The organism is Opitutaceae bacterium, from assembly GCA_041395105.1.
Classification (GTDB): Bacteria; Verrucomicrobiota; Verrucomicrobiia; order Opitutales; family Opitutaceae; genus B12-G4.
The window spans coordinates 595,071-621,119 of record JAWLBB010000002.1 but is presented as its reverse complement, the minus strand read 5'-3'; the positions used below and the strand labels follow the sequence as shown (position 1 = coordinate 621,119).

The window sequence follows — 26,049 nt, the reverse complement described above, 5'->3', positions numbered from 1 at the left end:
GTTCCCTGTTTTCCGGATTCTTCCATTCCTAAATCGCCGAATTTGCTTTCGGATGACTCCGCAGCCCCCAATCCTCTCCCAGCATGCATATCTCCGTCCTCACCACCGGTGGAACCATCGACAAGATCTATTTCGACGCCCTGAGTGAGTTTCAGGTGGGCGACCCGCAGATCGCCGAGGTGCTCAAGCACATCCATGCGGGATTCACCTACGACGTCCGCGTGGTGCTCAGGAAAGACAGTCTGGAGTTCAGCGAAGGGGACCGGAAGACCATCCGGATGGCCGCCGAGGAAGCGGCCTCCGAACATATTCTCGTCACCCACGGTACCGACACGATGTGTGAAACGGGCCGGGTTCTCCAGGGGATTGACGGGAAGACGATCGTTCTGACCGGCGCGCTGACTCCGGCCCGGTTTCGGGAGACCGACGCGGTCTTCAATATCGGGTTTGCGCTGGCCTGTGTGCAGATCCTGCCCCCCGGGGTCTATATCGCCATGAATGGCCGGATTTTCGACCCGGCGACCACCCGGAAGAACCGGGAAAAGAACCTCTTTGAGGCGATCACCGATTGAGAGGGCGCGTCAGGGAAATCCCGATCCACTTATCGTGTCGGTTCTTCGCTTGCCTGTCCGGTGCAAGTTGCTAGACATGAGAATCTTCTCGACCATGAAATGTCTCCCCTTGTTTCCGGTCGGATCGCTTGTTCTGGGTCTGCTCTTGTCGCAGGCCCATGCCCAGGACGACCGGACCGCTCAAACGGTCAGCCGTCCTCCGGCGACCGCCTTGGAAGAAGGCGGTGCGCCCGTCGCCGCGGAGACCGCCGAACCGGTCGAATCCGAGGAGACACTTTTTGCGCAGGCCGACCTCAACCTGGACGGGTGGCTCTCGGGAATCGAAGTGGGACCTTACCGGGGTTACGATGCCGACCGGGATGGCGAGATCACCGAACTGGAATTCATGGCGGGACGAGCCCGCGACCGCCTGCGGATCGAGGAGGGGCACCTGACCCAGGCCGATATTGAGCTCTTTGCCGGGTACGATTCGACCTTCTCCGGGTATCTTTCCGGGACCGACATCAGCCGGGCCGGCGCGGGTGCCTACGATCTCGATTTTGACGGACGGGTGACCCGTGATGAGTTTTTCGCCGGCCGGGAGCGGGACCGGCGGGAGGCCGCCGAACGCGAGGCGCGCCTGGCGGAAGAACGCAGGCGGGAGAATGATCGCCGACGTGCGGCGGGAGAAGCGATCGAGGCTCCGACCTGGGGGAAGCCACTGGTGCCGCGCAAGGGATTCATGATTGGCTGGGTCACTTCGGCGGACGGTGAGCCGTTGCCGGAATTCACGATTGAAGTGCTGGCCTACGATGTCGGCACCGAATCGCTGGTGGTCAAGCTGGAGGGCGAACCCCAGATGGTCGGTCGCTTCAAAGCCAAGGACGGCTACTATGAAGTGAGATTGCCCGACGGAAGTTTCGGCTTTGTCGCCAGTGTCATCCTCGACGGGCCGCAGGGACCGATGAAATACCCGCTCCGGGCGGAGGGGCCGGTCGAGAGCCAGCTCGATTACGTGGAAATCAACCGCTCAAGCGAAGGGGTGGTCAAGAACCTGGTCTGGGACCACTCGCTCGACGACCTGCCCTGAGAGGTGCGGGAGCCGCGCGCTGAAACAAAACGTAGTGGACTAGAATGGCGCCTAGTTAGCGAAAGAGTCGGATCGGCCAACGAGGTGTTGACTGCTCTTCGACGGCGGGTCCGGAGGCCCTCGCCCTACCAACCGAAATCAGAGCATCCGTGGTAGGGCTGGACGTCCCCGGCCAGCCGCAACGGTTGTTCGAGACAAAACAACGACAAGCACCCTTAACTAAGCGCCATTCTAGTGGACTACGGTTTGTTTTTTGGGTCAAAACACTACGTAGTAGGCTACGTTTTGTCTGCACGCGGCCTGCCCCCCCATGACCCCGTTTCGTCCGGGTTGCAGGGACCATCCGTTTACGGTCGGATCCGGAAAAAGTCCTCGAGGCGCACGAAGACGTCGTGGCCGGCCTCGTGCTCGCGGACGCTGAGGACATCGACCAGCTTTTCGATCTGCCGCATGATCTGATCGAGGCGTTCGTCTTCCTGGAGGCGCAACCAGATACGGCTGGTTGCGCGGTCGGGATCGGGCAGGCAGAGAATGCCGTCGACATTGTAGGCCCGGCGGGCGAAGAGCCCGCAGACATGGGACATGACGCCGGGATGGTTCTTGACCGTGATCTCGAGGATCCGGGCCGGAGTGATCTCAGTTGTGGGCGAGGGCATGGCTTTCGTTCTCAATGGTGTCCTTGTTGGCGCCGCCTGGAGGAACCATCGGGAAGACGCGGTTCTCAATATTCATCGGCACGTGGATCAGGCAGGGACCCGGAGTCAGGAATTCCTCCGCAATCCGGTCCCACGGATCGGGGGTTGTGGCCAGATCGAGGGCCCGGACTCCGAAGGCCCGGGCGAGGGCGGGAAAGTCGACTCTGTTCTGGAAAAGGGAGGCCTGGAAGCGGCGTCCGTAGAAGAGGTGTTGCTGCTGGTGGACAAGCCCGAGTCCCTGGTTGTTGAAAAGGACGATTTTGACCGGGAGATTCCACTCGGCCGCGGTGGCGAGTTCCTGGTTGTTCATGAGAAAGCTGCCGTCTCCGCTGAAGCAGATGACGGGGCGCCCGGGCTCGGCCAGGGCGGCCCCGATGGCCGCAGGCAACCCGAAGCCCATCGTTCCGAGCCCGCCCGAGGTCAGCCAGCGGCGCGGCTGGCGGAAGGGATAGGCCTGCGCCACCCACATCTGGTGCTGACCCACATCGGTCGTGACAACCGTTTCATCATCGGTCAGGGCCGCGACGGAGCGGATCAAGGCATAGGGCGACCCGGGGTCGAGATCGTCGAATTGCCAGGCCGGGGGACTCGATGCCTTCATCCCGGCGATCGACTGTCGCCAGTCCGGACGGGTCGTGACCGGAAGGAGGTCGGCAATCGCTTCGAGGACAAGGCCGACATCGCCCTCGATCGCCACTTCGGCTCGGCGGAGTTTGTGGATCTCGCTCGGGTCGATGTCGATGTGGATGACCTTGGCTCGGGGGCAAAAGGTGGCCAGGCGACCAGTCGCCCGGTCATCGAAGCGGGCTCCAGCCGCGATCAGGAGATCGCATTCCTCGAGGGCGAGGTGGGTGAAGCGGGCCGCATGCATGCCGAGCATGCCGAGCGAAAGCGGGTGATCGTGGGGGAAGGCACCGAGAGCCATCAGGGTCTGGGTCACCGGCAGGTCTGCCTTTTCGGCCAGGCGTCGGGCCGCGCCGGCCGCGTTCGAATGGATGATGCCGCCGCCCAGGTAGAGAATGGGGGTTCGGGATTCGGCGATCAGCCGGGCGGCCTCAATGATCGCATCGGTTGTCGGCGCCCCGGGCGATACCCTCTGCCCGGGTTCGGGCCACGCGGACACTTCGATCGACTCGAGCTGAACATCCTTGGGCACGTCGATCAGGACCGGACCCGGACGGCCTGAGGCAGCCAGTCGAAACGCTTCGGGAATGACCTCTAGCAATTCCCGGGCGGAGCGAACGAGGTAGTTGTGCTTGGTGGCCGGGAGGCTCATCCCATAGGTGTCGATTTCCTGGAAGGCGTCCGTGCCGATCAGAGACGTGGGCACCTGGCCGGTGATGCAGACGATTGGAATGGAATCGAGTTTGGCATCCGCCAGGGCGGTCATGATATTGGTCGCACCCGGCCCGGAGGTGGCGAAACAGACGGCGGTCTCGCCGCTGGCCCGCGCCATGCCCTGGGCGATAAAGCCGGCCCCCTGTTCATGGCGGGCGAGCACATGGCGGATCTGCCCGCTCCGTCCGAGGGCGTCGTAGAGAGGCAGATTCGCTCCCCCGGGAAGGCCCGCGATGGTGTGAATCCCTTGTCTCTCGAGAAGGGTGATGACGATTTCTGCTCCGGTCGTTTTCATAAAAAGAAAAAACCCCCGTCGGTCTGGCCGACGGGGGTTTGGAAAATTGGTTCGTGGAATAACCTCTTTACACCCGCGGCGGCTCCCTGAGCCCGACGACGACGACGACGGCTACGACCACCACGAGAAGGTCGGATAGCGTGCGGGCGCGGGTGTGATTGAAAGTCATCGGGAGAATCGGCGGTGGGTTTCTGACCGGGTTTAAATCGGCAGGGCAGGGTGGAAGTCAAGCGGGAAAGTTCTGAAGGGTCTCGGGATTCTTTCTCGCTCCACCGGAGATTCTTCGATCTGTCCTCCTCTGTGGCAAAATAGCTTAATTCCAAAACGAAGAGTCACCTCGACCCGGGTCGGGAAGTCCGTCATGATCGCACGGTGGTCGTCCAGCAAATCCCTCCCCAATCAAGGTTGTCCATGAAACTCAAAATCGAAGGCCCCGCCATCCGCAATATGCCTTGGGAGGACCGCCCTTCCGGCAACGAAGACCTGCTCTGGCGTTACAGCGCCAATCCTGTCGTCGGCCGCCGTCCCCTCCCGCGCGTGACCGGCATCTACAACAGTGCGGTCGTCACATTTGAGGGTGCCTTCGCCGGCGTTTTCCGGACGGAGGGGATGGACCGGATGCCGCATCTGCACGCCGGGCGCAGCCCGGACGGGTTGAAATGGACCTTCGAGCCCAAGCCGATTGATTTCCAATGTGCCGACCCCGAGGTGAAGCGTCACGAGTATGGGTATGATCCGCGGGTCACCCTGATCGAGGATTGGTACTATGTGACCTGGTGCAACGGCTACCACGGGCCGACCATCGGCATGGCCCGGACCCGGGACTTCGTGACCTTCGAGCAATTGGAGAATGCCTTCCTTCCCTACAATCGGAACGGGGTTCTCTTCCCACGGAAGATCGGGGGAAAATACCTCATGATGAGCCGGCCCAGCGATACCGGTCACACCCCGTTCGGTGATATCTTCGTCAGCGAGAGTCCCGACATGGTCTACTGGGGTCGGCACCGGCACATGATGAGCCGGGGTCCCCGCTGGTGGGATTCGACCAAGATCGGGGCGGGCCCGTCGCCGGTTGAAACGAGCGAAGGCTGGCTCCTCTTTTACCATGGAGTCACCGGCACCTGCAACGGATTCAGCTATTCGATCGGCGCAGCCCTGCTCGACCTGGAGCAACCCTGGAAGGTGCGGGCCCGTCTCAACCAGGCGCTGCTCACCCCTGAGGCCGCCTATGAACTGCAGGGTTTCGTGGCCAGTGTGTGTTTCCCGGTCGGTTGTCTCTGTGACGCCCCGAGCGGACGGATCGCCATCTACTACGGGGCCGCGGACACCTTCACCGCTCTCTGCTTCGGGAAGGCGGACGAATTGGTTGACTTCATTCTGGCCCATCCGGTCTGAGCCCGATCGGCAGATTCGGCCTGAATTCCATGTGTGACACTCGAGATCCGGTTGGAGCGGCCACAGCCGCCCCGGCCCACGGCGGCGACGGGCCGGCGCTGTTCCCCAGTCCGATCATGGGGATCCCAATTGCCTTCATCCTCGTCAGGCGATACCCGTTGGCCCATGGTCGCATGGTGGAAATACGCGGGCAGCCTGAGGGCATCCGCGGAAAGGTCTGAGGGGGGAAGGGAGATGCCATGATTCGCCCCCGGATTCTCTGTGTTTTCATGACCCGGTTCGAGGAATGCGGCCCGATGCTGGACGGCGTATCCAAGTATTCCCGATCGCATGTGCATTGGGATATCTTCCTCGATGACCAGGGTCGGGCCGAATCGGACATGGACTGGCTCAAGGATCAGCCTTGGGACGGCGTGATCAGCCGGCACACCACTTCGAAGCTGGCTGGAGCCTGCCGGGACCTCGGCCTTCCTCTGGTGGATCTCAACGATATCCCCCGGTTCCCGGGCGTGCCGAAGATCCGGCCCGACAATCGGACCATCGGCCACCTGGGAGGAGAGCATTTTCTCGAACGGGGCTACCAGCGAATGGGATTCTGCGGATTTGGCAACGAAGGGTGGTCCTGCGAGCGGCGGGACGGTTTTGTCGAGGCCGTCCGGCTCGGCGGACTGGAGCCGCTTGACTTTGAGACCGATTGGCCGGGGCAGACGACACCGGCCTGGGATCACGGAGAGAATCTTCGCCTGGTTGAATGGTTGCGGGGGATTCGTCACCCACTGGCAGTCATGGCCTGCAACGATCTGCGCGCCCAGCAGGTCGTGAACGCGGTGCAGGCAGCGGATCTGCTCATTCCAGAGGAGGTGGCCGTTCTCGGGGCCAACAACGAGACCCACCGGTGCGAATTGCCTTATCCGCCCCTTTCCAGCGTGGCCACCCACCCCTTCCACTCGGGTTATCGGGCGGCGGAAGTGATGGCTGCGATTCTTTCAGGTGCGGATCTGACTGATCTCGACGAGCGGATCGAGCCGGTCGGCATCGTGACGAGGCAATCGACGGACGTGCTGGCCATCGACGACCGCAATGTGGCCAAGGCGCTCAGCTACATCCGCGAGCGCGCCTGCCTCGGCCTGAGCGTCGACGAGGTGGTGGCGCATGCGGCGGCTTCGCGGAGCCAGCTCGAGAAGCGCTTCCGGCGTTATATCGGGCGTTCCCCCCAGGCGGAAATCCGCCGGGTCCAGGTGGCGCGGATGAAGCAGCTTCTGTTCGAGACGGATTTCCCGCTGAAGCGGATTGCCGACCTGACCGGCTTCGAGCACATCGAGTACATGTCGGTTGTCTTCAAGCGCCTGGTCGGCGTATCGCCGGGCGCCTACCGAATCCGGATGAAATCGGGAGATTGAATGACGATCATGATGCGTCCGACTATCCTTTTTTCGACTCTGGTTGCGGTTTGGGGCTCGGCGTTCGCCGCCGTTCCGGTCACCGGTCAACCGCCCGATGATGACGAGGGAACGTTCCGCTTCGCCATCCTCGCTGATCGAAACGGCGGAATGCGGCCGGGCGTTTTCGAAGATGCCGTCGATAAGGTGAACTGCCTGCAACCGGACTTTGTTCTGTCGGTCGGTGATCTCATCGACGGCTATACCCAGGAGCCGGGGGTCTGGAACGAGCAATGGGAGGAATTCGAAGCCATCGTGAACCGGCTCGGGATGCCTTTCTATTTTGTTCCGGGAAATCACGATATCAGCAATGGAGAGCTTCTTTCTGCCTGGAAGGAGAGGCGCGGCGATCCCTACTACTGTTTTGTCCACGAGAACGTCCTTTTTCTCATCCTCCATACCGAGGATCTTTCCGGCGGCGGAATCGGGCCCGAACAGATCCGGTTTGCCGTTGAGGCCCTGGCCGCCCATCCCGATGTGCGGTGGACACTTCTCTTCTTCCACCGTCCTCTCTGGCTCTATGAGGATCAAGCTGGCTACGGACCGATCGAAGAGGCATTGGCTGGGCGTTCCTACACCGTTTTCACCGGTCACCACCACAATTACCTCAAGGCGGAGCGCCATGGGATGACGCATTATGTTCTCGCGACGACCGGAGGAGGCAGCGCCTTGAGGGGACCGGAGTTCGGGGAATTCGACCATGTCACCTGGGTCACGATGAAACCGGATGGTCCGGTCGTGACCCTTCTGGCGCTCGATGGAATTCTTTCGGATGGAATTGTGGACGAAACAACCCGTGGACCGGTCGATTCGCTGCGGGAGGGCCTTTGGATGCGGGTCGACCCGGTCCTTCATGAAGACGAAGCTTTCGATCGTCTTCCTCTGGTCATCCATCTGAGCAATCCGCAGGCTTATCCCCTGGAGGTTTCGGGACATCTGGCCGCCCCTTCGGGCCTGCGCTTTGAGCCCGAAGATGTGGCAATCCAGGTTCCGCCCGCCGGTTGGCTCGATTTCAAAGTGGATCTTCTGGCGGTGCCGGCCATCCCGATTCATGATCTGAACGAAGCGGGTTTGGAACTGGAGCTGACGGGAGCCTACGCCATCGGTGAACGCCGTTTGACGCTTCCCGCACGCAAGAGGGTCCTTCTCGATTGGGTCGGTTCGGTCGAGATGATCACCGGTGCGATCCGAATCGACGGCGATCTCTCCGACTGGAAGGGTCAGGACTTTACCGAGGTCAGTCATCCCTCTTTCATTTATGAGGATTGGGATTGGCATGGACCCGAGGACGGTCGATTTCGCTTTGCGGTCGCTCGGGACGCAGATCGACTCTTGATCGCGGTGCAGACTTTCGATGATCGCGTCCTTGTTTCGGCCCGACGCGGTGTCCTTCAGGATCGGCTCTATCTGGATATCGAGACCGCCTCGGGTCGGATCAGGATCGAGGGTGTGGCCGGAACGGAGGAGGCCGATATCGCGGTTCGTGCGACAGCCGGGGGTCTGGTCGGGGAATTCGCTTTTCCTTTGCCGGTGGGCGAGGAGATGATCCGCCTCAATGTCGGTTGGATGGATCACGATCGACCGGAAAACACCAAACCGTCCGTTCTCTGGTGGAGGGATCTTTCGGTGCCGGGATTCGGATCATTGAGAGTCGATCAGAAATGAACGGACCCCTGCGCTTTTGCCTCCATTGGGCACTCCTTTGGGTGTGCCTGTCGCAGGCCAAGGCCCTTGATGCGCCGGTCTCACCGGATGCGATACCCGAAGTGGGCGCGCTCCTCGATTTCCTCGAGTCCGTCCGGGGGAAATACGTTCTTTCCGGCCAGCAGGAAACGGTCGACTGGTTCGGGACGGGCAACAATCCGGAGTTCCCCTACATTCTGGACAAGACCGGCCAGGTCCCGGCCGTTCGCGGGTTCGACTTCATGTTCATGAGCGACGATCGCAACACCACCCAGCGGGTGGGCGAACGTGCCATCGAGTGGTCGGAGGCCGGCGGGATCGTCACCATCTGCTTTCACTGGTTTGCCGGCCGTCCCCGGGAGGCATTTTATACGAACAGCACGGATTTCAATCTGATCGAGGCGCTCAAGGCGGGTACTCGCGACAATGAGGAATTCATCCGGGAGATGGACGAAGTCGCCGAGGAACTGAAGAAGCTCAGGGACGCGGGAGTGCCGGTCCTCTGGCGTCCCTTTCACGAGTGCAACGGCGGCTGGTTCTGGTGGGGGGCCAAAGGGCCCGAGGCATTCAAGCAGGCCTGGGTCTTCATGTTTGATCGGTTCGTAGAGGTGCACGGGTTGACCAATCTGGTCTGGTGCTACAACCCGACCGCCCAGAGCGGAGCGCTCGAGGCATGGTATCCGGGCGATGATTACGTCGATATCATCAGTCTGGATACCTACCCGCCGACCGGGACCCACGCGCCCTTCGCCGCGGAGTATCAGCGGTTTCGTGACTTTCGGGATGGCCGCAAGATCGTGGGCATGTCGGAGAACGGCTCGATTCCGGATCCCGACGAGATGTTCCGGACGGGTGCGTACTGGGCCTGGTTCTGCACCTGGAACGGCGATTTCACGACGGACGGTATTGTCAATCCCGTGGATTTTCTTTCCCGAGTCTACCATCACCCGCGGGTCCTGACGCGTGATGAGTTGCAAACGATCCGCCCGCGCCTGGACCTGCCGCCGTCCATCGTGATGCCGCCGGTTGCGGCGGCGGTCTCCCCCGGGGATGCGGTCAGCTTTGGAGTGGTCGCTTCCGGATCGCCGCCGCTGGCCTACCAATGGTTTCGGGACGGAGTCGAAATGTTCGGTCAATCCGCGCCGAACCTGTCATTGGGTCCGGCCTCGGTCGAGGACGCAGTCACCTATCGGGTCAGGGTATCGAACGCGAACGGCAGCATGATGAGTGATGCGGTTGCCCTGAGCGTGGGTGGCGAGCCCCTTCCGGAATCAAGACTGGTCAATCTCTCGACCCGCGCCTTTGCCGGCACCCGGGGTGACGCGATGATCGCCGGCCTGGTGGTCGGGGGCGCCGGGGCCAAGCAATTGCTCATCCGGGCGGTGGGACCGGGATTGCCTTTCAGTGTAGCCGGAGTGGTCGAGGATCCCGTGCTTCGCCTGACCACCCCCGGGGGAACCCTGCTGGCCTCAAACGATGACTGGTCGAGCGATCCCGACGAAACGGTCCGGTTGCAGGAGGCCTTTGCCGAATCGGGCGCTTTTCCGCTGGAACTTGGAAGCCGGGATGCGGCGGTCCTCACCCAGGTGCCGCCGGGCCCCTACACGATCATCGTCCGGGGCGTGGCCGAAACCGTGGGAAAAGTCCTGATCGAGGTTTACGACATGGAGACCGGCTCGGGCGCCCGGTTGGTCAACCTGTCGACCCGTGCCCGGGTCGGATCAGGCGAAGGTGTGGTCATCCTGGGCTATGTGGTCCAGGGCGGGACGGCGACTGATGTTCTCATCCGTGCGGTGGGACCGACTCTGGGGGAGCCGCCCTTTGCACTGGCCGGCACCCTGGCGGATCCCCTTCTGAGACTCAGGAGGCTGGATGGGACAATTCTGGCCTCCAATGCGCCGTGGGATGACGATCCTGTCGCGGCTGATCGTGTCAACGAAGCCGGTGCCCAGGTGAGTGCGTTTCCCCTGCTCCCGGGAAAGGAGGACGCGGCGCTCGTCTTCCCGAACGCCTCCGGTGTCCTGACCGCAGTTGCCAACAGTCCCGGTGACGGTACGGGCATCACATTGGTCGAGGTCTACGAAGTGCCTTGAAACGCCAACGCCGTTTACGGACTCTGATTCACGAACCGGTTTCGGCCAATCCGAGGTGGCGGCGAATCCAGGCCTCACTGACCGCCGCCTGTTCCGGGGTGTATTCGTGACCGAGTTCGAGGGTCAGTCCGAGTTCCTTTTGCGCGGTGATCTGGTTGTAGGCGGCGTAACAGGTGGTCGGCGGGCAGGTCACATCGTTGTATCCCCAGGAGTAGTACCCGGGAACCTTTATCCGGCGGGCGAAGTTGACCGTGTCGTAGTAGGCGGTGGTGGCGATTTTCTCCGGTGTGGCCTGGTCGGACGGCACGCCGGGAGTCCACTGGCGGAACATGAAGGGGAACCCGTCGGCCCGGCCATGGAGGGCCCCGGTCACATCGCAATAGGCCGGATGGATGGAGGACAGGCCGGTCACCCGCGGGTCGAGCGCGGCCGTGACGATGGCGAGTTGACCGCCCTGGCTGCCGCCCGCCACCACGAGATGCTCACCGTCCCAGTTGTCCCTGCCGGTCAGGAAATCATTGGCTCGGAGGCAGCTCAGGAAGACCCGCCGGTAGTAATAGCGGTCGCGGTTGTCCAGGTTCGCGGTGGCATAGCCGTTGAGGGCTCCGCTTCCAAGCGCATCGTAGACTTCCTGGGGCAGATTGACCGGAAGCCCATGGATGCCAATGGTCAGGGTAAGGGCTCCGGCCGCGGCGGTGGCGGTATCGCCGCCATAGGGCCGGACTCCGGCCCCGGGAACCCGGAGGACGGCCGGGTAGAGACCGGGTTTCTTCGGCTCGCAATAGATGCCGAAGACGTAGGCCGGCGGCCCCCAGCCTGGGTCGATCGTCCGGATGCGGACATGGAAGACGTTGACGTTGTCGGTGCACGCCTCCGGCAGCAGGGTCAGGCGCGGCTCGATCGGCGCCTTCGCGAGGGCGGCCTTCCCCGCTTCCCAGAAGGCGTCGAAATCTTCCGGCTCGGTCTGGGTCGGCTCGATCAGTTCGGGAGAGAACGCGGCCGTGGCCAGGCCTTTGTAGGTCCGGCCGGCCACTTCAGTCGACACTTCGCAGCGAAGGAATCCGGGCTCTCCCATCGTGCCCGCTTCGACGGTGAGTCCTTCAATCGGGAGATCGACGGTTTCCTCAAGGGTTGGGGCCATGATCTCGGGTCCGATCTTGTAGTGAACGACAACGTTGTCGATCGGGGTCCCGTCGGCCACCACTGAGATTGAGAACCGGACCGGTTCGCCGACCCGGTAGGTCCAATCGCGATGGTCGGGAACCACCCGGACATCCACCGTGGCGATGCGAACGGTGGCCTGGGGCGGAAGCGGGGAAATCGGCGCGGCGCCGTCGTTACCGGCGAGAACGGATCCGGTGATGAGGAGAAACGGAAGAAGGGTGTTGGGTTTCATGGACATGAGGTTTTGGGTCAGCTCGTCCATCTATGATGAAACCTGAGAACTTCATCCAGCTTTCATGCATGAACATTGACGATCTGTCAGCGCTCCCTGGGCTTCTTGAGGGCAGGGCAGGGCGAGAGCCCTTACTGGATTCCATCCGTATTCGATTGAAGCAGAAGCGCATCTCTGTCAGTTCAAAGGACTCTCATGCGAAGTCCCAAACTGGTCATCCAATCCGCAGTCCTTCTCCCGGGCCTGTTCGGGTTCCTCCTCTTTTCCACATCCGGATGCCGGAAAGCGCCTCCAACTCCCGAAGTCACGGTTTCCGCCCGGGTGAAGGCGGCGGAAAGGCTGGACTATCTGACCCGGGAGGCGGTCGGTCAGCCGATTGGGGAACCACCCTGGATCGCCCATGTCAACGCGGTCGATCTCGACCAGGACGGGCGGATGGATATCCTCGCCTGTGAGGCCCGCGAGAACACGGTTGTCTGGCTTCGTCAGACTGAGACCGGCGGCTTTGTGGAGAGCGTTGTCGGTACGGATATGAGTGCTCCGGTCCATGTCGAGGCTTCCGATCTCGATAAGGATGGAGACCTTGATCTCATCGTATCGAGCATGGGTTTTGTTTTTCCCAACAACGACCGGATCGGAACCCTCTTCGTTCTCGAGAACGACGGCTCGGAACAGTTCACGCCGCACAAGCTGCTGGAGAACGTGGCACGGGTGACCGATGCGCGGGCCGCGGATTTCAACGGCGATGGGCAGCTTGACCTGGTGGTCGGTCAGTTCGGTTACGACCAGGGGGAGATCCGCTGGATGGAACGGATCGGCCCATGGGAGTTCGTCAGCCATGGCCTGCTCGATCTCTCGGGAACGATCAACGTCTGCCCGGCCGATTTCAACGCTGACGGCCGGCCCGATATCGTGGCGCTGGTATCCCAACAGTGGGAGGAGATCTACTATTTTGAAAACCTGGGGGGAGGTCAGTTCGGTCGCAAGGTCATCTTCGGATCGACCAACCAGGACTATGGGAGCAGCGGGATCAGCCTCTCGGATCTCGACCGGGACGGGGATATGGATGTGGTCTACAGCAACGGTGACGGATTCGGCCCGGCTGCCCTGCCCGGACCGCGGCCCTGGCATGGGGTCCAGTGGCTGGAAAATGAAGGAAGAGGGCAATTCCGCTATCACCGGATTGGGTATCTTCCGGGCGCCTACAGTCCGGTGGGGACCGATCTGGACGGCGACGGCGATGTGGACGTGGTCGCGACCAGCGCCTATTCCGACTGGAACAAGAAGGATCCCAAGGTTGTTTCACTGATGTGGTTCCGCAACGACGGCCGGATGGCCTTCGAGCCCCAGATCCTCGCCTATGCGCCCAAGGATCTGATCTCGGCGGTGGCCGCGGACTTTGATGGATCCGGCCGACCGTCCCTTGTGACGGGCGGCTTTCCGGTTTATGCGCCCTTTGAGCGGATGGGACGAATCACCCTCTGGCATCCGTCGGAACCATGAGTATGGCGAAGCGTTTTGGATGGGTGGCGGGGTTCGGGGCAGTCCTTCTGCTGGTGTTGTCCGGCTGGTGGTGGTGGCGCGGCATTGCTGAGGAGAACGGGGTGATTGCGGCGAGCATCCCCGAGCAGCCGGATCTGGCGGCGTGGCCATCGCTGTTTGTGAAACGCCTCAGCACGAGTGAGGAGCGGGCGCGCAGCGGGCCGGACCGGCTTCGGGGACTGGCCGAGCTGAGTCGGCTCTATCATGCCAACGGGTTCTATGAGGAAGCGGTCGCCTGCTATACGGGATTGCTCCGGGTCGATCCCGGCAATGCGGTCTGGCCGCATCGGCTGGCCTTCCTCCTTGCGGAATCCGGACGGCTGGAGGAGGCGCTCGCACTCTGGCGGATGACGGTGGCGATCGCCCCGGATTTCCCGCCGGCCCGGATTCGGCTGGGTGATGCCTTGCTGAAGATGAACCGATGGGCCGAAGCGGCCGAGGTCTATCAGGCAGCCCTGGATCGGGACGAGACTCAGGCCCACGCGCAGCTCGGTCTGGCCCGGGTGGATTTTGAGCATGGGGATTGGGAGGCAGCGAGGATACGGCTGGAAGAGGCTGGACGTTTGAGCGGGCAGCGGATTGGCCGCGACCTTTTGCCCACGGTTCTTGAGGCCTTGGGGGACGAGGATGAGGCGGCGGCGATCCGTGGTGAAGCCAAGGCGTTCGGAGCCTACAGTGATATCCGTGATCCGTGGCTGGAGGAACTCTTTGAGGACTGTTACGACACGTATCGTCTGGCCGTGGCGGCCGGCGATGCCGGGCATGCCGGCGATAATCCAATGGCCATCCACCGGTTGGAGCGCGCGTTGCGGCTCGATCCCGAGAATTACCAGCTCCAGTATCAGCTGGGCATGCTTTATGTGGCGATGGGAGACCTCAACCGGGCCCGGGGACTCTTTGAGAGCTGCACGGTCATCGCGCCGGAATTCCCCGACGGATGGGCGCAGCTGGAAGTTCTGCAGCGCAAGGCGGGGCAGAATGCCGCAGCGGACCTGACGTTGACCCGCGGATTGCAGCATTGCCCGGATTCTCCGGGTCTGCATCTGGCGAACGGTCGGCGCCTGGTCGAACTCGGTCGCAAGGATGAGGCCATCGGCGAGTTGCAGGAGTCGATCCGACTCCGACCCCAGGAAGCCAACGCCTATTTCGACCTGGCCCGAATCCATTTTGAACGTGAGGAGGTTGAAGCGGGGATGGAGCTGATCCGGGCGGCGCTGGTGGCCGAGCCGGATTTCCCGGTGGGCCTGGTCCTGATGGTCAACTACAGCATCAATAACGGGGACGAGGCGGCGGCGCGGGATTGGCTGGCGAGGGCTCGCCACCAATCGAGGATCACTCCGGAGGAACTGGAGGGCATGCGGTCGGCCTACGCGACCCGATTCGGCCGTCAGCCCTGGTAGGAAGATCCGAGGAGATCGAGAAGACCCTGAGATCATGCGGACTCTTCGTTTCTGGTGGCGGCTTTGCTTCCAGTGGGCGTTGGTGTCGGGTGCCGGAATCGACCCGGAGAACCCGGTTCCCCTCCGCTGCGACGAAGTTCCTTGCGTCTTGGTCGGGAATCCAGGCCTGATCGAAAGGAGCTTTCCGGATCGGTCGATCGTGACGATGGATGGCCCCGGTCCGGGGAACTTCCGGGTCGGACGCTTTGAGGTCGGGGCGGGCCGGGGGCGCTGCGGGTCCGGATCGATGAAGCGGTGGTCAAGGATCTTAATTGGCCCGCCATCACCAGTTTCCGGAATCGCCTTTCCGGCCCACGAGATTTGAGATCGATGTCAAACCCGGGGAATCAATTTCGTAGAATGAAATGTCAGCGTTCGGGAACGAATCGCTCAATGAGAATTGACACGGGTGTCAGAATTCGGGCGGCGGCCGGAGCAGGAAAGTGATCTCCCGACCTCCTGGCGCTCAACCCTGGGGCATCCCACGCCGGTTCATCCGCGATCCTTCCCCGTAAGGCATACTGATCGATGATGTTCCGGGCGGTTCAAATGCGGGTTGTCCCGAGGTAACCGGAGGGTGGGGGGGCTGGAGCGGGACGGGGTGAGTCATCCCGGGGGCCCTATCCGACCATCGTCTCCGGACGTCACCCGACATGCTGCGGTCATTCTGAGGAGAGATCCCTTTCCCTGAAGCGGGACGAGGGTGCCGCGCCGTCTGTTTCTGCAGTCCGGGTGTGATCAAATCAGCCGCAAAGAACCTTAAGGAGTGAACAATCCTTCTCATGGTAAGGGGAACGGATTGTGCCTATTCTCGACGCGTTCCGGTCTTGGGTACCCCCCGCCGGAAGCCCCTGAACTGTTAGACTGAACTCCTATGAAAAAATCCCTATTGCAGAAGAGTATTCCAGCGATGACTTTCCTCGCTGTTTTTGCCCTTGCGCTTCCAGCAAGGATGGCCGCCCAGGCGGTGGCGACTCCACCACCGGCTGCCGCGACCGAAGACGATGAAGAAATTGTCGAGTTGTCGCCCTTTGTCATCGATGCCGACGAAGACGCCGACAGCTATGCGGCCACGGCCTCGCTTGCCGGAACCCGCCTTCGAACCGATCTGAAGGACGTGGGATCCGCCATCCAGGTGGTGACCCAGAAATTCCTCACGGACACCAATTCGAAGAATTCCGCCGACCTCCTCGTGTATACAACCAACACGGAAGTGGCCGGGCAGGGTGGTAATTTCTCCGGCCTGGGTGACGGCGCGGTCCTGGCAGACGGCGGATATGTCGAGCCGGTTCCGAACACACGCATCCGCGGATTGGCTGCGGCGGACAATGTCCGTGACTTCTTCCTCACCGATATTCCCTGGGATGCCTACAATGTCGGACGCGTTGATCTGCAGCGCGGTCCGAACTCGATTCTTTTCGGTATCGGTTCACCGGCCGGCATCATCAACAGCAGCATCAATACGGCCAGCTTCAAGGATCTGAACAAGGTCGAGCTCCAGATCGGCAGTTTTGGATCCTACCGGGGTTCGTTTGACGTGGACAAGGTCTTCCTCGAGGACGAACTGGCGGTTCGCGTGGCGGGATTGTGGGATGCGACCCAGTACAAGCAGGACCCGGCCTATAAGGACGATCACCGGCTCTACGGTGCCGTGCGCTGGGAGCCGAAGGCCCTGGCCAAGAACGGCATGAAGACCTCCTTGCGCGCCAATTATGAGAACGGATCGATTGAGGGGATCAGCCCTCGCCTGACTCCGCCGCAGGATGCGATCAGCCCCTGGTTCCAGGGAATGGGCAAGGCGACCTATCCTTGGCAGGACGCCAATCAGCTGACCGATCGGGCCAACGCCCGCTACTCCCCGTATGTCGGCGCGGCCGGACAGCGTATCTGGGACGGCCAGGTCGTGGCTTTTGAAGCCGACAGTACGTCGCAGAGCCTGATGTTTGCGGCCAGTGCCTACAATTGGCCGACTCAGCCAACGACCGAGTTCGACAATACAACCAACGGCTCCTACAAGGGGATTCAGACCTACAATCAGATCGGGACGAATCTCCGGAAGCCGGGCTGGACGATCAGTCCCTACAAGTCCAAATCGATCACGGATCCCGAGATCTTCGATTTCTACAACAACCTGATCGATGGTGAGAACAGGGGCAATTGGAACGATTTTGACGCCTACAACATCAATCTCAGTCAGACGTTCATGGACAACAAGATCGGCATTGAGCTGGCTTACGATCATCAGGATTCCGACTGGGGCTACAAGAACTTCCTCGCCTGGGATGCGGCGGCCATCACCGTCGACATCATGGAGACGCTGATCGACGGTTCTCCCAATCCGAATGTCGGTCGACCGATGGTGATCGCGGGCGGTGGTTCGGCCGGAAGCGGCAAGACCAACCGCGTGCGGGATTCCTACCGCGGGACGGCCTTTGCCGAGGTGAACTTCCAGGATATCATGAATTCGGATACGGGCATGGCCAAACTCCTGGGTCGACACATCTTCACGGCGAGTCTTGCCCAGCAGGCCAACGAGACGGTCTCCACCAACTGGAACAACTGGTTTGTTGGAACGGGGTATGGACCGACCGCCAATTCTTCTGTCGGCCAGGCCTCCCGGGATGCCGTCACGGTCTCCTATCTGGGCGACAGAATCCCATCGAATGCCGCCAGCGCGAGCGGTCTCCATCTGCCGCGGATCACCGCGATTCAGGAGCCGGTCAGCGCGAATATCATGCAGTGGAATACGGATGCTGCGGATTTCATCAGCTACAGTGTACCGATTGTAAATCCCAACGACCCGAGCTACAACGACGACACCCGTCCCTACACCCAGGCCCGCAAGTACAAGGATGAGATCGATTCCACCACCCTGGTCTGGCAGGGTTGGTTCTTTGACGGATCGATCGTCCCGATGGTGGGCTGGCGCAAGGACAAGGCCAAGAGTTACGATGCCGGCTCGCCGAACAAGGTGGGTGGACTGGTGACGAATTTCGCCGACCCGAGCTTCCAGATTCCGAGTGAACCGAACAATACGGTGGAGGGTGACACGACGACCTGGAGCGTGGTGGGCCGTTTGCCCCGCGCGATGGTCGCCGATCTGCCCTACGGGCTCGACTTCAGTGTCTTCTACAGCGAGTCGTCGAACTTCCAGCCGGATGCGTCCCGCAAGGACATTGTCGGTCAGCCGGTTCCCTCGCCCAGTGGTGAGACTCAGGACTACGGTTTCACGGTTTCCGCCCTGCAGAACAGGGTTTCCCTCAAGGTCAACTGGTACAAGACCTCGGTGACCAATGCCACCCTTTCGGGTGAGCTGGGGAATTCCTACCTGATCGGTGCGGGTGAGGCCTGGAGCAACGTTCATGCGCAGCGCATCAACCGTGATATCAACGGACAAGGCTACGATTCGTGGGAGAACTTCGGCACCACGACGGATGGCAAGATCCTGCGCTGGGAGCCGGCCAACGCCGACCGGGTCGACCCGAGCCGGGGCTTTAATGGCGATCCCAACTCCCCGGACTATAATCCCTACACTCAGGCGGCAATCGACGCTCAGTACGCGGTGATGGTGGCTTCGGTAAAAGACTTCCTTGCCAAGGCCCCGTCTGCCGATTTCAAGCAGGCCTGGGGCATGACGGACTGGGATACAGGCGGTGGCAGCTGGAGCATGAATACGGTCGCCGTGACCGGTGACACCGTGTCCGAGGGCGTGGAATTCGAACTCACCGCCCAGCCGGTCAATGGCCTTCAGATCTCCATCAATGCCTCCAAGACCGATGCCAAGCGGGTGAAGATCGGCAAGGCCTATTCGGACTGGATCGAGCAGCGCTATCAGGACTACCAGGGTCCGATGGGCGACATGCGAATGTGGGGTGGTGGCAACTGGGCCCTCGACGTGGGTTCGGGCGGCACGCTCCTCGACAAGTTCAACAATGAGACCTATCCGGCCTACAAGCTGGCTCTGGCTCTGAACGACAGCAGTGTTCCGGAACTGCGGCCGTGGCGTTTCAACCTGGTCACCAACTACGGCTTCCAGGAAGGGCCTCTCAAGGGTGCCAATATCGGTCTCGGCTACCGCTGGGTGGATAAGAATGTCACCGGCTTCCCGCTCAATTCGACGGACGACGGGTATGATGTGAACAATCCCTATTACGGAAGTCCGGAAGACGCGTTCGATCTCTGGGCCGGTTATGGGTTCAACATCTTCTCCGACAAGGTGAAGATGAGGGTTCAGTTCAATGTCCGCAATGTGACCGGGGACGACAGTCTCGTTCCGGTGACGGTCCAGCCCGATGGGAGTCCGGCCGCCTACCGGATTGCCGAACCGCGGACCTTTACGCTGAACACCACGTTCGAGTTCTAGGGGAGATTCAGGAAACAGCCCGGGAGTGGTTACCCCGGGCGACAATCAATCCCTAAAGTTCAAGCCCGACGGCCGAAAGGTCGTCGGGCTTTCTTTGTGAGTGACGTGTGGATACGAATGAAGGGATGCTTGTCTGGCGGCGCTCCATCCGTAGAGGCTCTACGCCTCGATCAACAGCAGGATCGAGGCGTAAAGCCTCTCCTACAGGTTGCGAGAAACAGGTTTCTCTGGGTCCTCCTGCTGGTAGAGCCTACCCTGCATGGCGACTCGGTTGCCGGCCCCCCTGCTACAACCTCTCCCGCAGGTCCGGCGGGACCATGGACCGAGCCTTCGCGCCCAGATCCGGGTCGGGGATTTCCAGGTTGAACATCCTGCAGAGCAGAAGAAAGCGGAAGAGTGAACTCGGAGTGAGTGAGCGCAGATTGGCCTCGGTTGTCCGCTTCAGGCAGGCCTCGACCTGCTCCCGTGCCAGTTCCCGCTGCTTTCCCTGGGTCAGGACGATGGCCAGGCTTACCCGTCGGTCCCACGGCATGGAACGGGCGGCCCCGCCTTCGGTGTAGGGAACGGCCAGGTCCATGACGGATGAAAACGCGGCGGTGTCGCCCTTTGCCATGGCGATTTGGCCAAGGGCGGCGATGGCCCCGAGGCTGGCCGGGAAATTGCCGAGCTCAGTGCGGTAAGCGGTGGCCCGTTCGATCTCCCCCATCTCGATGAAATACTCGGCGAGCCGGCTGAGCGCATCGGCCGGATCCTGCTCCTCGACCACCTCGAAAACGGTGACGGCCTGGCCTTCCCATCCCGGAATGCGTGGCATCGGATACACCACGGGGCGTATGGTGGGTGGCAGTTCCCATCGATTGAGAAGGGCGACAAAGGTGCCGCTGGGCACCCCTGACCCGATCCGCGCATAATCGGTCAGGCCCGAATCCCAGGACGGGATGATGACGTGGGTCACGCCACGCTTCTCCAGGAGTGCCTGTGATTCCATGTTGGAGGTCGAACTGGCGATGCGAATCGCTGCGGCCACCCCGTCGTTGTTTTCCGGATGGAGGGTTCCCAAGCCTCTGAGGCTTCCGTAGTAGGCAAGTGACGCAGTGAGCTGGGGCGCCGCCAGCACGGTGACGCCCTCCGGTCCGGCTCGTCGTGCCAACCAGTGGGCGAGATTGCGTTCGACCACGAATTCCGCCTCGGTCTGATTCAATTCCTTGGGATTTGCGTAGCCTGTGCGGACATGAAGGAGAAGCAGACCCGGGGCGAACAGCAGCGCCGCGAGAAACGACATTGAGATCGACCATTTTCCCGTCGGAATCCTGTCCCGACCTCGTGCGGGCGTGACGACCACGATCAGGACGACGAGAAGCATGGCGTCCACTGCATTCCACACTCGCAGCTGGAGGCTGGCCAGGGCGATCAACAGGACCAACGGCCCCATGAGCAGCACCAGGACGAGGCGCCGATTGTCCGAGGATCGATCCCGCGGGATTATCCAGAGAGCGGGAATGAGGATGAGGAGAGGAACCAGGGTCGCCCGCAGCATCGCAGAGAAGCCGTTGCGATGAAGCCAGCTTTGAAAGCTGTCGGCAACTGGACTGCCCGGAAGCGACGTCATCCGCCAGGAAGAAAGACCGCCCACAAACGGTTCGATTCCCGGCCGATAAGCCAGCAGAAGGAGGGTTCCGGCAAGGATTGCCGCAGCTGCCGTGGTCAACCCGATACCGCGCGGCTCCCGGGGCCATTGTCCAGCCCGACCCCAGTCGTCCGCCCGCTTGAGAAGCTCTCCCAGTGCGAGCCAACCCAGGGCGTGGATCCAATGGACTCCGTCCGTCGGCAGCCAGCTCAACTCTCCCGGATAGCGTTCGAGCAGATAGGCCGCGCAGGTGGCGATGGCCCCGCCCACGGCCCAGGCTCTCCACGGGATGACGAGAGCTTCATCGAAGGGTGAACCCTCGGCGCGTCGATGCCGGCGCCAGGCGGCCAGGATGCCTCCGATTCCGAGGCCGGCCAATACGAGTGACTGTCCGGGAAGATCGATCCAGAGGCCGAGTCCCCCGAAGATCCCTGCGGCGAAGAAAGACTTCCGGGTTATCCGATTTCGGGACGCAATCCGGCCTGCGTTCGGACCGTCGATGGATTCGGGCTTCGGAGCCTGAAGGGTGTGGAGGCCGGAGGTGATGGGAAGTACACTCCAGAGCAGGCAGGCGAGGGCGATTCCGAGATCGGCCGGAATTCCCGGCTGGAAGGATCCGGCCAGGGGGAAGAACCCAACCAGGGCGACGGCCGCGACGGCCGCAGGGAGGGGTCCGTAGCGCGATGCGATCAGCACCGACAGGCTGACGAGGAGGAGCAGGTGAAGAACCGGGTCGGCATAGAGAGCCGCTCGTTCGACTGATTCTCCGAAAGTGCTGCCGGAAAGAAGATGATCCAGCCAGGCCAGCCCCGCGAGCCACCAGCGGTAGGCCGACTGGGTGCGCACGGCGCGGCCGTCGGGTGCATTGTCGAGGTCGAGGTGACGCAGACGCCAATTGCCCTGATGGACCATCTCCTGCGTTTCAATGATCCAACGGGAACTCTCAATGACCCGCTCTGGAGGGACCATCCTGCGCAGACCGTCGGCGTACCCGGTGGGAGTGGACGGATCGGCCACGAGCACTTCCCGGGAGATATCGCTGATCACCTCGATGTGCCGGATCCGGACAACCGTTGTCCAGATCAGCCATCCGGCTGCGAGGGCCGGAACCAGTATCCAGAAATGGGAGATCCATCGGGGAAGGTTGGTTCTCGAATCAATAACAGGCGGCACGGGGACGACCCTAGACGTCATCGGGAGACTGGCAACATCCGGATGTCACCGCTGTTCAGAAGTCGTAGACCACCCGTGCTTTCCCGGGCTCGAACGAAGGTCGGGTTTCTTCCCCATCGGGCCAGCGGATTCGGATTTCTCGCGGCGGGTTACCCTCGGCGAAACCGAAAAAGACCCCCGCAGTCGACTGACTGACCAGACCCGATCCGGCATGGATTTCGCCGCACTGGAGAGTGCCGTCGGCGAGAATCACCGTGATGCGGGCCCCGATGCCGGTCGGATTTCCCGGAGGCCCCTTCAGTCTGACTTGGAATGCGTGGTGCCCGGGAGTTCCTCGGTTCCGGAAGGCCAGGGTTGTCCCGTTGTTTCGGGTGACGAGGAAATCGGGCCATCCGTTGTCGTCGAAATCCGCAACGACAAGGGCCTTGGCATCGCCGGGTACGATCAGCCGGCTCTTGACCGGGGCGACTGGGCTGAAAGTCCCGTTTCCATCTCCTTTGAGAAGCTGGCTGATACCACCATCAAACCGACCGATCGAAAGATCGGGTGCGTAGGAGTTCTGAAGCGCGTAGATATCGGCATGACCGTCGCCGTCGACGTCGCCGGCCGCGATGCCCTGAAGGGGGGCGATCTGAGCGATGCGCGGGAGTGGGCTGAAGAGGTGGGTTCCGTCGGCCTGACTGAGGAATACACCACTGCGGGCCTCGGTGGCGGCGAAGCGCTCCGCCGTTGCCAGATCGTCTGCGCCGAAGATCTCATCGAGGGTGGCGGCGGCGAAGGTGTCGTTGCGCGGAAATCTTTTGAGAATCGGCCGGATTCGTCGTCCGAGTTCGGCCCGGGTCCTCCTGGGATAGAGCTTGTCCACTTCGAAATAGCCCTCGACGATCTCGTCGGTTCCGTTTCCGGAAAAATCGCCGAAGTAGAGAAGGGAAGGGTGGTCTGGCGTCGGTTGATGAAGCGTATTCAATCCGAGATTACCGGCCACATAATCGGTCCTCCCGTCGCCGTTGAAGTCGGCCGCGGTCAGGGAGGTCCACCAGCCCGACCCGGAGGCGGAAAACCCGGATTCGGTTGAGACGTCTGCGAAGCCCGCCCCGTCACGGTTTTTCCAGAAGGAGACGCCGCCCCATTCCACTGCGATGAGCAGGTCGATCCATCCGTCATCATCGACATCGCTCCAGAGGGCGGCAGTGACCATCCCGATCTGGCGCAGGCCGGGGGCGAGGGTGTCGGTTGCATCTTCGAATCGTCCACCTCGGTTCAGCAGAAGCGCGCTCCGCGGGGCGAGGGGGTAGAGTCCCGGCAGCACCCGTGCGCCGATGAAGAGATCGAGCTTTCCGTCCCGGTTGAAGTCGGCGGACACCACCGTGCCGACGCTCATGGTCAGCCTCGGGAGGGCATCCTTGGGGGCGGGAGCGAGGCCCTGCCCGGTATTCAGGAAAAGCCTGGGTTGGTAGGCGGGGGCCCCGGCGGGCAAATTGGCGCCGCCTCGGGTTATCAGAAGATCATTCCGCCCGTCTCCGTTGGCGTCGAAAACCAGGATGGGGCCGTCATTCAGCGGAGAGGTCTCCACGAATCCGGGCGGATTGACCGGGGTGAACCGGCCGGCGGTCCCGGTCACCAGGATACGGGCGGGATCGGTCGGGGTTCCTCCCAGGACGAGGTCATCCATGCCGTCTCCGGTCAGGTCGCCGACGGCCAATGCCGGTCCCCGGCGGTGGAGCCGAACGGGCAGCAGGGGTTGGGGCATGGTGCCATCGACGGCAGCCTCCCGCGACTGCAGGGAGAATCCGATGGCTTCGCCGACCTCCGTGAATTGCCTGACTTCCACGGCAGGGTCATCCGTCGTCGAATGGACGGGTTCATCCGGTTCGGTGATGGTCAGGCGTTGGTCGGCGGCGAGATCACTGAATTCCTGCCGATGACCACTTGGCCAATCAATGATCAGTTGATCGATGGTTTCCTCATCGCCCAGACCGAAATGGACAATGGGTTCGCTGCTGGAAAGATAACCGCGGGCCGAGGTGAGCTGGCGCACCTGTGTTCCCGAACGGGTTTTGATCCTGACGCGGGCGCCGAGCCCGAATCGGTTGGAGCGGGTGCCGCGCAGCTCGATGATCACGCGATGGCCCGAGGGGGATTCATTACGCAGAACGGTGGCGCCCTCCTGGTAGTTGGTATGGACGAGATCGAGGTCGCCATCCCCGTCGAGATCTCCGAAAGCCGCTCCGAAACTCACGCCTGACTTGCCCAGACCCCAACGGGTCCCGGTCTCCTCAAAGACAAGGTTTCCGTGATTGCGAAAGACCAGGTTTCGCTCCGCCAGGATCGGGCTTTCCCGCATCAGGCGGATTCGCTCCGTCGGACTTTCCGCAGTCATCATGCTCATGAGCAGATCCGCGTTATGCTGCTCCCGGTTCATGCCGTTGGTCACGTGGATATCGATCCAGCCGTCGTTGTCGAGGTCCTCCCAGCGGATGGACCAGGTCCAGTCCGTGGCCCCGAGACCGGCCAGGGTGGCGGCCTCGAGACAACGCCCGGTCCCGGTATTCAGGTAAAGGGCGTTCCGAAGAAACTGGGGGGCGGTCGCGGAGCCGTCGTCGGGGGTGGAGAGGGCACTGCGGACCCGCGAATCGGCCATCCCGCGCTGGTCGGCTTCGTGGGTGCTCGCCGACATGTCCGCCACCATCAGGTCCATCCAGCCATCATTATTGATATCCCCGAGGTCCGACCCCATCGAAGAATAGGGCGTATGGGGGACGACCCGGTCGATGACATCGGTGAAGGTGCCGTCCCGGTTGTTCCGGTAGAGACGGTCGGGAGGGGCGAAATCGTTGGCGACATAGAGGTCGGGCCAACCGTCGTCGTCATAGTCCCACCAGATGGCGGAGTGTCCCTGGCTCCGGCCCGAAATGCCGGCCGGCAAGCCGACTTCCTCAAAGGACCCGTCTCCCCGATTGTGAAAGAGGCGATCGGGCTGGCCCTCGGGCTCTTTCGTCACGTCGAGCAGATTGGTCTGCAGGTAGAGGTCGAGCCATCCGTCCCGGTCGTAATCGGCGAAGGCGGCCATCCCGCTGGCGTCGGCCACCGCGAGACCCCGTTGGGCGGCTTCCTCGGTGAAGGAGCCGTCGCCCTGATTCATGTAGAGGCGGTTGGGTGCGCCGAACCGGCAGAGGTAAAGGTCGAGTCGACCGTCGTTGTCGATGTCGACAAACACCGCACCCTGCTTCCAGACGGCCGCGTCCTTATCCTGGTCGGCTACACCGGCGGCCTCGGTCACGTCCTCGAACTTCCATTTGCCGAGATTGCGGAAAAGACGACAGCTCTCCGTCTTGCTGACGATGAAGAGGTCGGGCCGTCCATCGTGGTCGTAGTCGCCGATGGCCACCCCGGTGCCCATCGCTCCGACCGAAAACTCCTGGTAGAGCTCCCACCACATCCTTGGGTCGGCGTAGTTGTTTTCCGTGACAACTCCGGTTTCGGCCGCAGAGAGTTCGGAAAACAGGGTTGGGGCCTCTGATGCGGGTTGAAGGGAAAGGGGGGCTTTGACGAGTCCGTTGGGGTCCCCCGCCCGGAGGGTGGAGGGGACGGTCGAGGTGACGACGGTGAGCGCGATGGCGATCACCTGTCCGAAGGTCCTTGCGGAGCGGGCAGCCGGGGAGTCGCGGGCGGTGACGGACATGGCGACAGACTATTGGCGGATCGGGGGTCCGGGTCAAAGCACAACAAGCAGAGTGAGGGGGGAGGTTGCATAGATGCAGATGTCGCATCGGTGCGTCGGCACGTTTGCGGGCGTGCAGCCCCGGCAGAGCGCGACTGCTACATCAAACTGCTCCGATCCAGTGTAGCCCCGGCACCTGTGGTGAGCCTGTCGAACCCAGTCTCTTGCCGGGTTTACCGTGGCGAGTCGAAACGCCCCAAGAGACCCGG

The 26,049-nt window shown here is 62.1% G+C and carries 15 protein-coding genes; 10 read left to right on the top strand and 5 right to left on the bottom strand.

Features of this window, described 5'->3' with window-relative positions; genetic code table 11:
- Positions 1-83: 83 nt before the first annotated feature.
- Together R3F07_09405 and R3F07_09400 are read left to right on the top strand one after the other, a co-directional pair.
- Complete coding sequence (locus R3F07_09405; GenBank protein MEZ5276583.1) at positions 84-572, top strand: asparaginase domain-containing protein; 489 nt, start codon at positions 84-86, stop codon at positions 570-572.
- Positions 573-666: 94 nt separating this feature from the next.
- Complete coding sequence (locus tag R3F07_09400) at positions 667-1,641, top strand: hypothetical protein (GenBank protein ID MEZ5276582.1); 975 nt, start codon at positions 667-669, stop codon at positions 1,639-1,641.
- Between the two features lie 347 nt (positions 1,642-1,988).
- Here the strand turns inward: R3F07_09400 and ilvN are convergent, their stop codons facing one another.
- Both ilvN and ilvB read right to left on the bottom strand, forming a co-directional pair.
- Entirely contained in the window at positions 1,989-2,297 is a 309-nt protein-coding gene (ilvN, locus tag R3F07_09395) for an acetolactate synthase small subunit (GenBank protein MEZ5276581.1), read from the bottom strand.
- On the bottom strand, positions 2,278-3,969 hold the full coding sequence (gene ilvB / locus R3F07_09390; protein MEZ5276580.1) for an acetolactate synthase large subunit: 1,692 nt from the start codon (positions 3,967-3,969) through the stop codon (positions 2,278-2,280). The genes ilvN and ilvB overlap by 20 nt, the downstream gene beginning before the upstream one ends.
- Positions 3,970-4,380: 411 nt before the next feature.
- On the opposite strand from ilvB, the gene R3F07_09385 reads away from it, so the two are divergent.
- The 5 genes from R3F07_09385 to R3F07_09365 are packed head-to-tail and all read left to right on the top strand — an operon-like array spanning position 4,381 to position 10,579.
- Positions 4,381-5,364, top strand: coding sequence for a glycoside hydrolase family 130 protein (locus R3F07_09385; protein MEZ5276579.1), 984 nt, complete (start codon positions 4,381-4,383; stop codon positions 5,362-5,364).
- A gap of 29 nt (positions 5,365-5,393) precedes the next feature.
- Positions 5,394-5,585, top strand: coding sequence for a hypothetical protein (locus R3F07_09380; GenBank protein MEZ5276578.1), 192 nt, complete (start codon positions 5,394-5,396; stop codon positions 5,583-5,585).
- 18 nt (positions 5,586-5,603) lie between these two features.
- Positions 5,604-6,764, top strand: a complete 1,161-nt coding sequence (locus tag R3F07_09375) for a DNA-binding transcriptional regulator (GenBank protein MEZ5276577.1) — start codon at positions 5,604-5,606, stop codon at positions 6,762-6,764.
- A gap of 9 nt (positions 6,765-6,773) precedes the next feature.
- The gene (locus tag R3F07_09370) at positions 6,774-8,468 is read left to right on the top strand and encodes a metallophosphoesterase (GenBank protein MEZ5276576.1); all 1,695 of its coding nucleotides are present in this window, start codon (positions 6,774-6,776) and stop codon (positions 8,466-8,468) included.
- Positions 8,465-10,579, top strand: coding sequence for a glycosyl hydrolase (locus tag R3F07_09365; GenBank protein ID MEZ5276575.1), 2,115 nt, complete (start codon positions 8,465-8,467; stop codon positions 10,577-10,579). The genes R3F07_09370 and R3F07_09365 overlap by 4 nt, the downstream gene beginning before the upstream one ends.
- A 28-nt stretch (positions 10,580-10,607) precedes the next feature.
- Here R3F07_09365 and R3F07_09360 read toward each other — a convergent pair whose 3' ends face one another.
- Complete coding sequence (locus R3F07_09360) at positions 10,608-11,975, bottom strand: acetylxylan esterase (protein ID MEZ5276574.1); 1,368 nt, start codon at positions 11,973-11,975, stop codon at positions 10,608-10,610.
- A 195-nt stretch (positions 11,976-12,170) separates the two neighbouring features.
- On the opposite strand from R3F07_09360, the gene R3F07_09355 reads away from it, so the two are divergent.
- From R3F07_09355 to R3F07_09345, 3 genes are all read left to right on the top strand, one after another.
- Positions 12,171-13,478, top strand: a complete 1,308-nt coding sequence (locus R3F07_09355) for a VCBS repeat-containing protein (protein MEZ5276573.1) — start codon at positions 12,171-12,173, stop codon at positions 13,476-13,478.
- A complete protein-coding gene (locus tag R3F07_09350; GenBank protein MEZ5276572.1) occupies positions 13,475-14,917 on the top strand; it encodes a tetratricopeptide repeat protein in 1,443 nt (480 codons plus the stop codon). The genes R3F07_09355 and R3F07_09350 overlap by 4 nt, the downstream gene beginning before the upstream one ends.
- A gap of 913 nt (positions 14,918-15,830) precedes the next feature.
- A complete protein-coding gene (locus tag R3F07_09345; GenBank protein ID MEZ5276571.1) occupies positions 15,831-19,319 on the top strand; it encodes a TonB-dependent receptor plug domain-containing protein in 3,489 nt (1,162 codons plus the stop codon).
- 286 nt (positions 19,320-19,605) lie between these two features.
- Here R3F07_09345 and R3F07_09340 read toward each other — a convergent pair whose 3' ends face one another.
- Positions 19,606-22,119, bottom strand: coding sequence for a hypothetical protein (locus R3F07_09340; GenBank protein ID MEZ5276570.1), 2,514 nt, complete (start codon positions 22,117-22,119; stop codon positions 19,606-19,608).
- Positions 22,120-22,174: 55 nt separating this feature from the next.
- Positions 22,175-25,801: an FG-GAP-like repeat-containing protein gene (locus R3F07_09335; protein ID MEZ5276569.1), complete on the bottom strand. Its 3,627-nt coding sequence runs from the start codon at positions 25,799-25,801 to the stop codon at positions 22,175-22,177.
- Positions 25,802-26,049: the final 248 nt, after the last annotated feature.

What these genes read in the sequence shown, in the direction of transcription:
- R3F07_09405 (MEZ5276583.1), top strand. Translation starts at nt 84, where the DNA reads ATGCATATCTCCGTCCTCACCACCGGTGGAACCATCGACAAGATCTAT.
- R3F07_09400 (MEZ5276582.1), top strand. Translation starts at nt 667, where the DNA reads ATGAAATGTCTCCCCTTGTTTCCGGTCGGATCGCTTGTTCTGGGTCTG.
- ilvN (MEZ5276581.1), bottom strand. Translation starts at nt 2,297, where the DNA reads ATGCCCTCGCCCACAACTGAGATCACTCCGGCCCGGATCCTCGAGATC.
- ilvB (MEZ5276580.1), bottom strand. Translation starts at nt 3,969, where the DNA reads ATGAAAACGACCGGAGCAGAAATCGTCATCACCCTTCTCGAGAGACAA.
- R3F07_09385 (MEZ5276579.1), top strand. Translation starts at nt 4,381, where the DNA reads ATGAAACTCAAAATCGAAGGCCCCGCCATCCGCAATATGCCTTGGGAG.
- R3F07_09380 (MEZ5276578.1), top strand. Translation starts at nt 5,394, where the DNA reads ATGTGTGACACTCGAGATCCGGTTGGAGCGGCCACAGCCGCCCCGGCC.
- R3F07_09375 (MEZ5276577.1), top strand. Translation starts at nt 5,604, where the DNA reads ATGATTCGCCCCCGGATTCTCTGTGTTTTCATGACCCGGTTCGAGGAA.
- R3F07_09370 (MEZ5276576.1), top strand. Translation starts at nt 6,774, where the DNA reads ATGATGCGTCCGACTATCCTTTTTTCGACTCTGGTTGCGGTTTGGGGC.
- R3F07_09365 (MEZ5276575.1), top strand. Translation starts at nt 8,465, where the DNA reads ATGAACGGACCCCTGCGCTTTTGCCTCCATTGGGCACTCCTTTGGGTG.
- R3F07_09360 (MEZ5276574.1), bottom strand. Translation starts at nt 11,975, where the DNA reads ATGAAACCCAACACCCTTCTTCCGTTTCTCCTCATCACCGGATCCGTT.
- R3F07_09355 (MEZ5276573.1), top strand. Translation starts at nt 12,171, where the DNA reads ATGCGAAGTCCCAAACTGGTCATCCAATCCGCAGTCCTTCTCCCGGGC.
- R3F07_09350 (MEZ5276572.1), top strand. Translation starts at nt 13,475, where the DNA reads ATGAGTATGGCGAAGCGTTTTGGATGGGTGGCGGGGTTCGGGGCAGTC.
- R3F07_09345 (MEZ5276571.1), top strand. Translation starts at nt 15,831, where the DNA reads ATGAAAAAATCCCTATTGCAGAAGAGTATTCCAGCGATGACTTTCCTC.
- R3F07_09335 (MEZ5276569.1), bottom strand. Translation starts at nt 25,801, where the DNA reads ATGTCCGTCACCGCCCGCGACTCCCCGGCTGCCCGCTCCGCAAGGACC.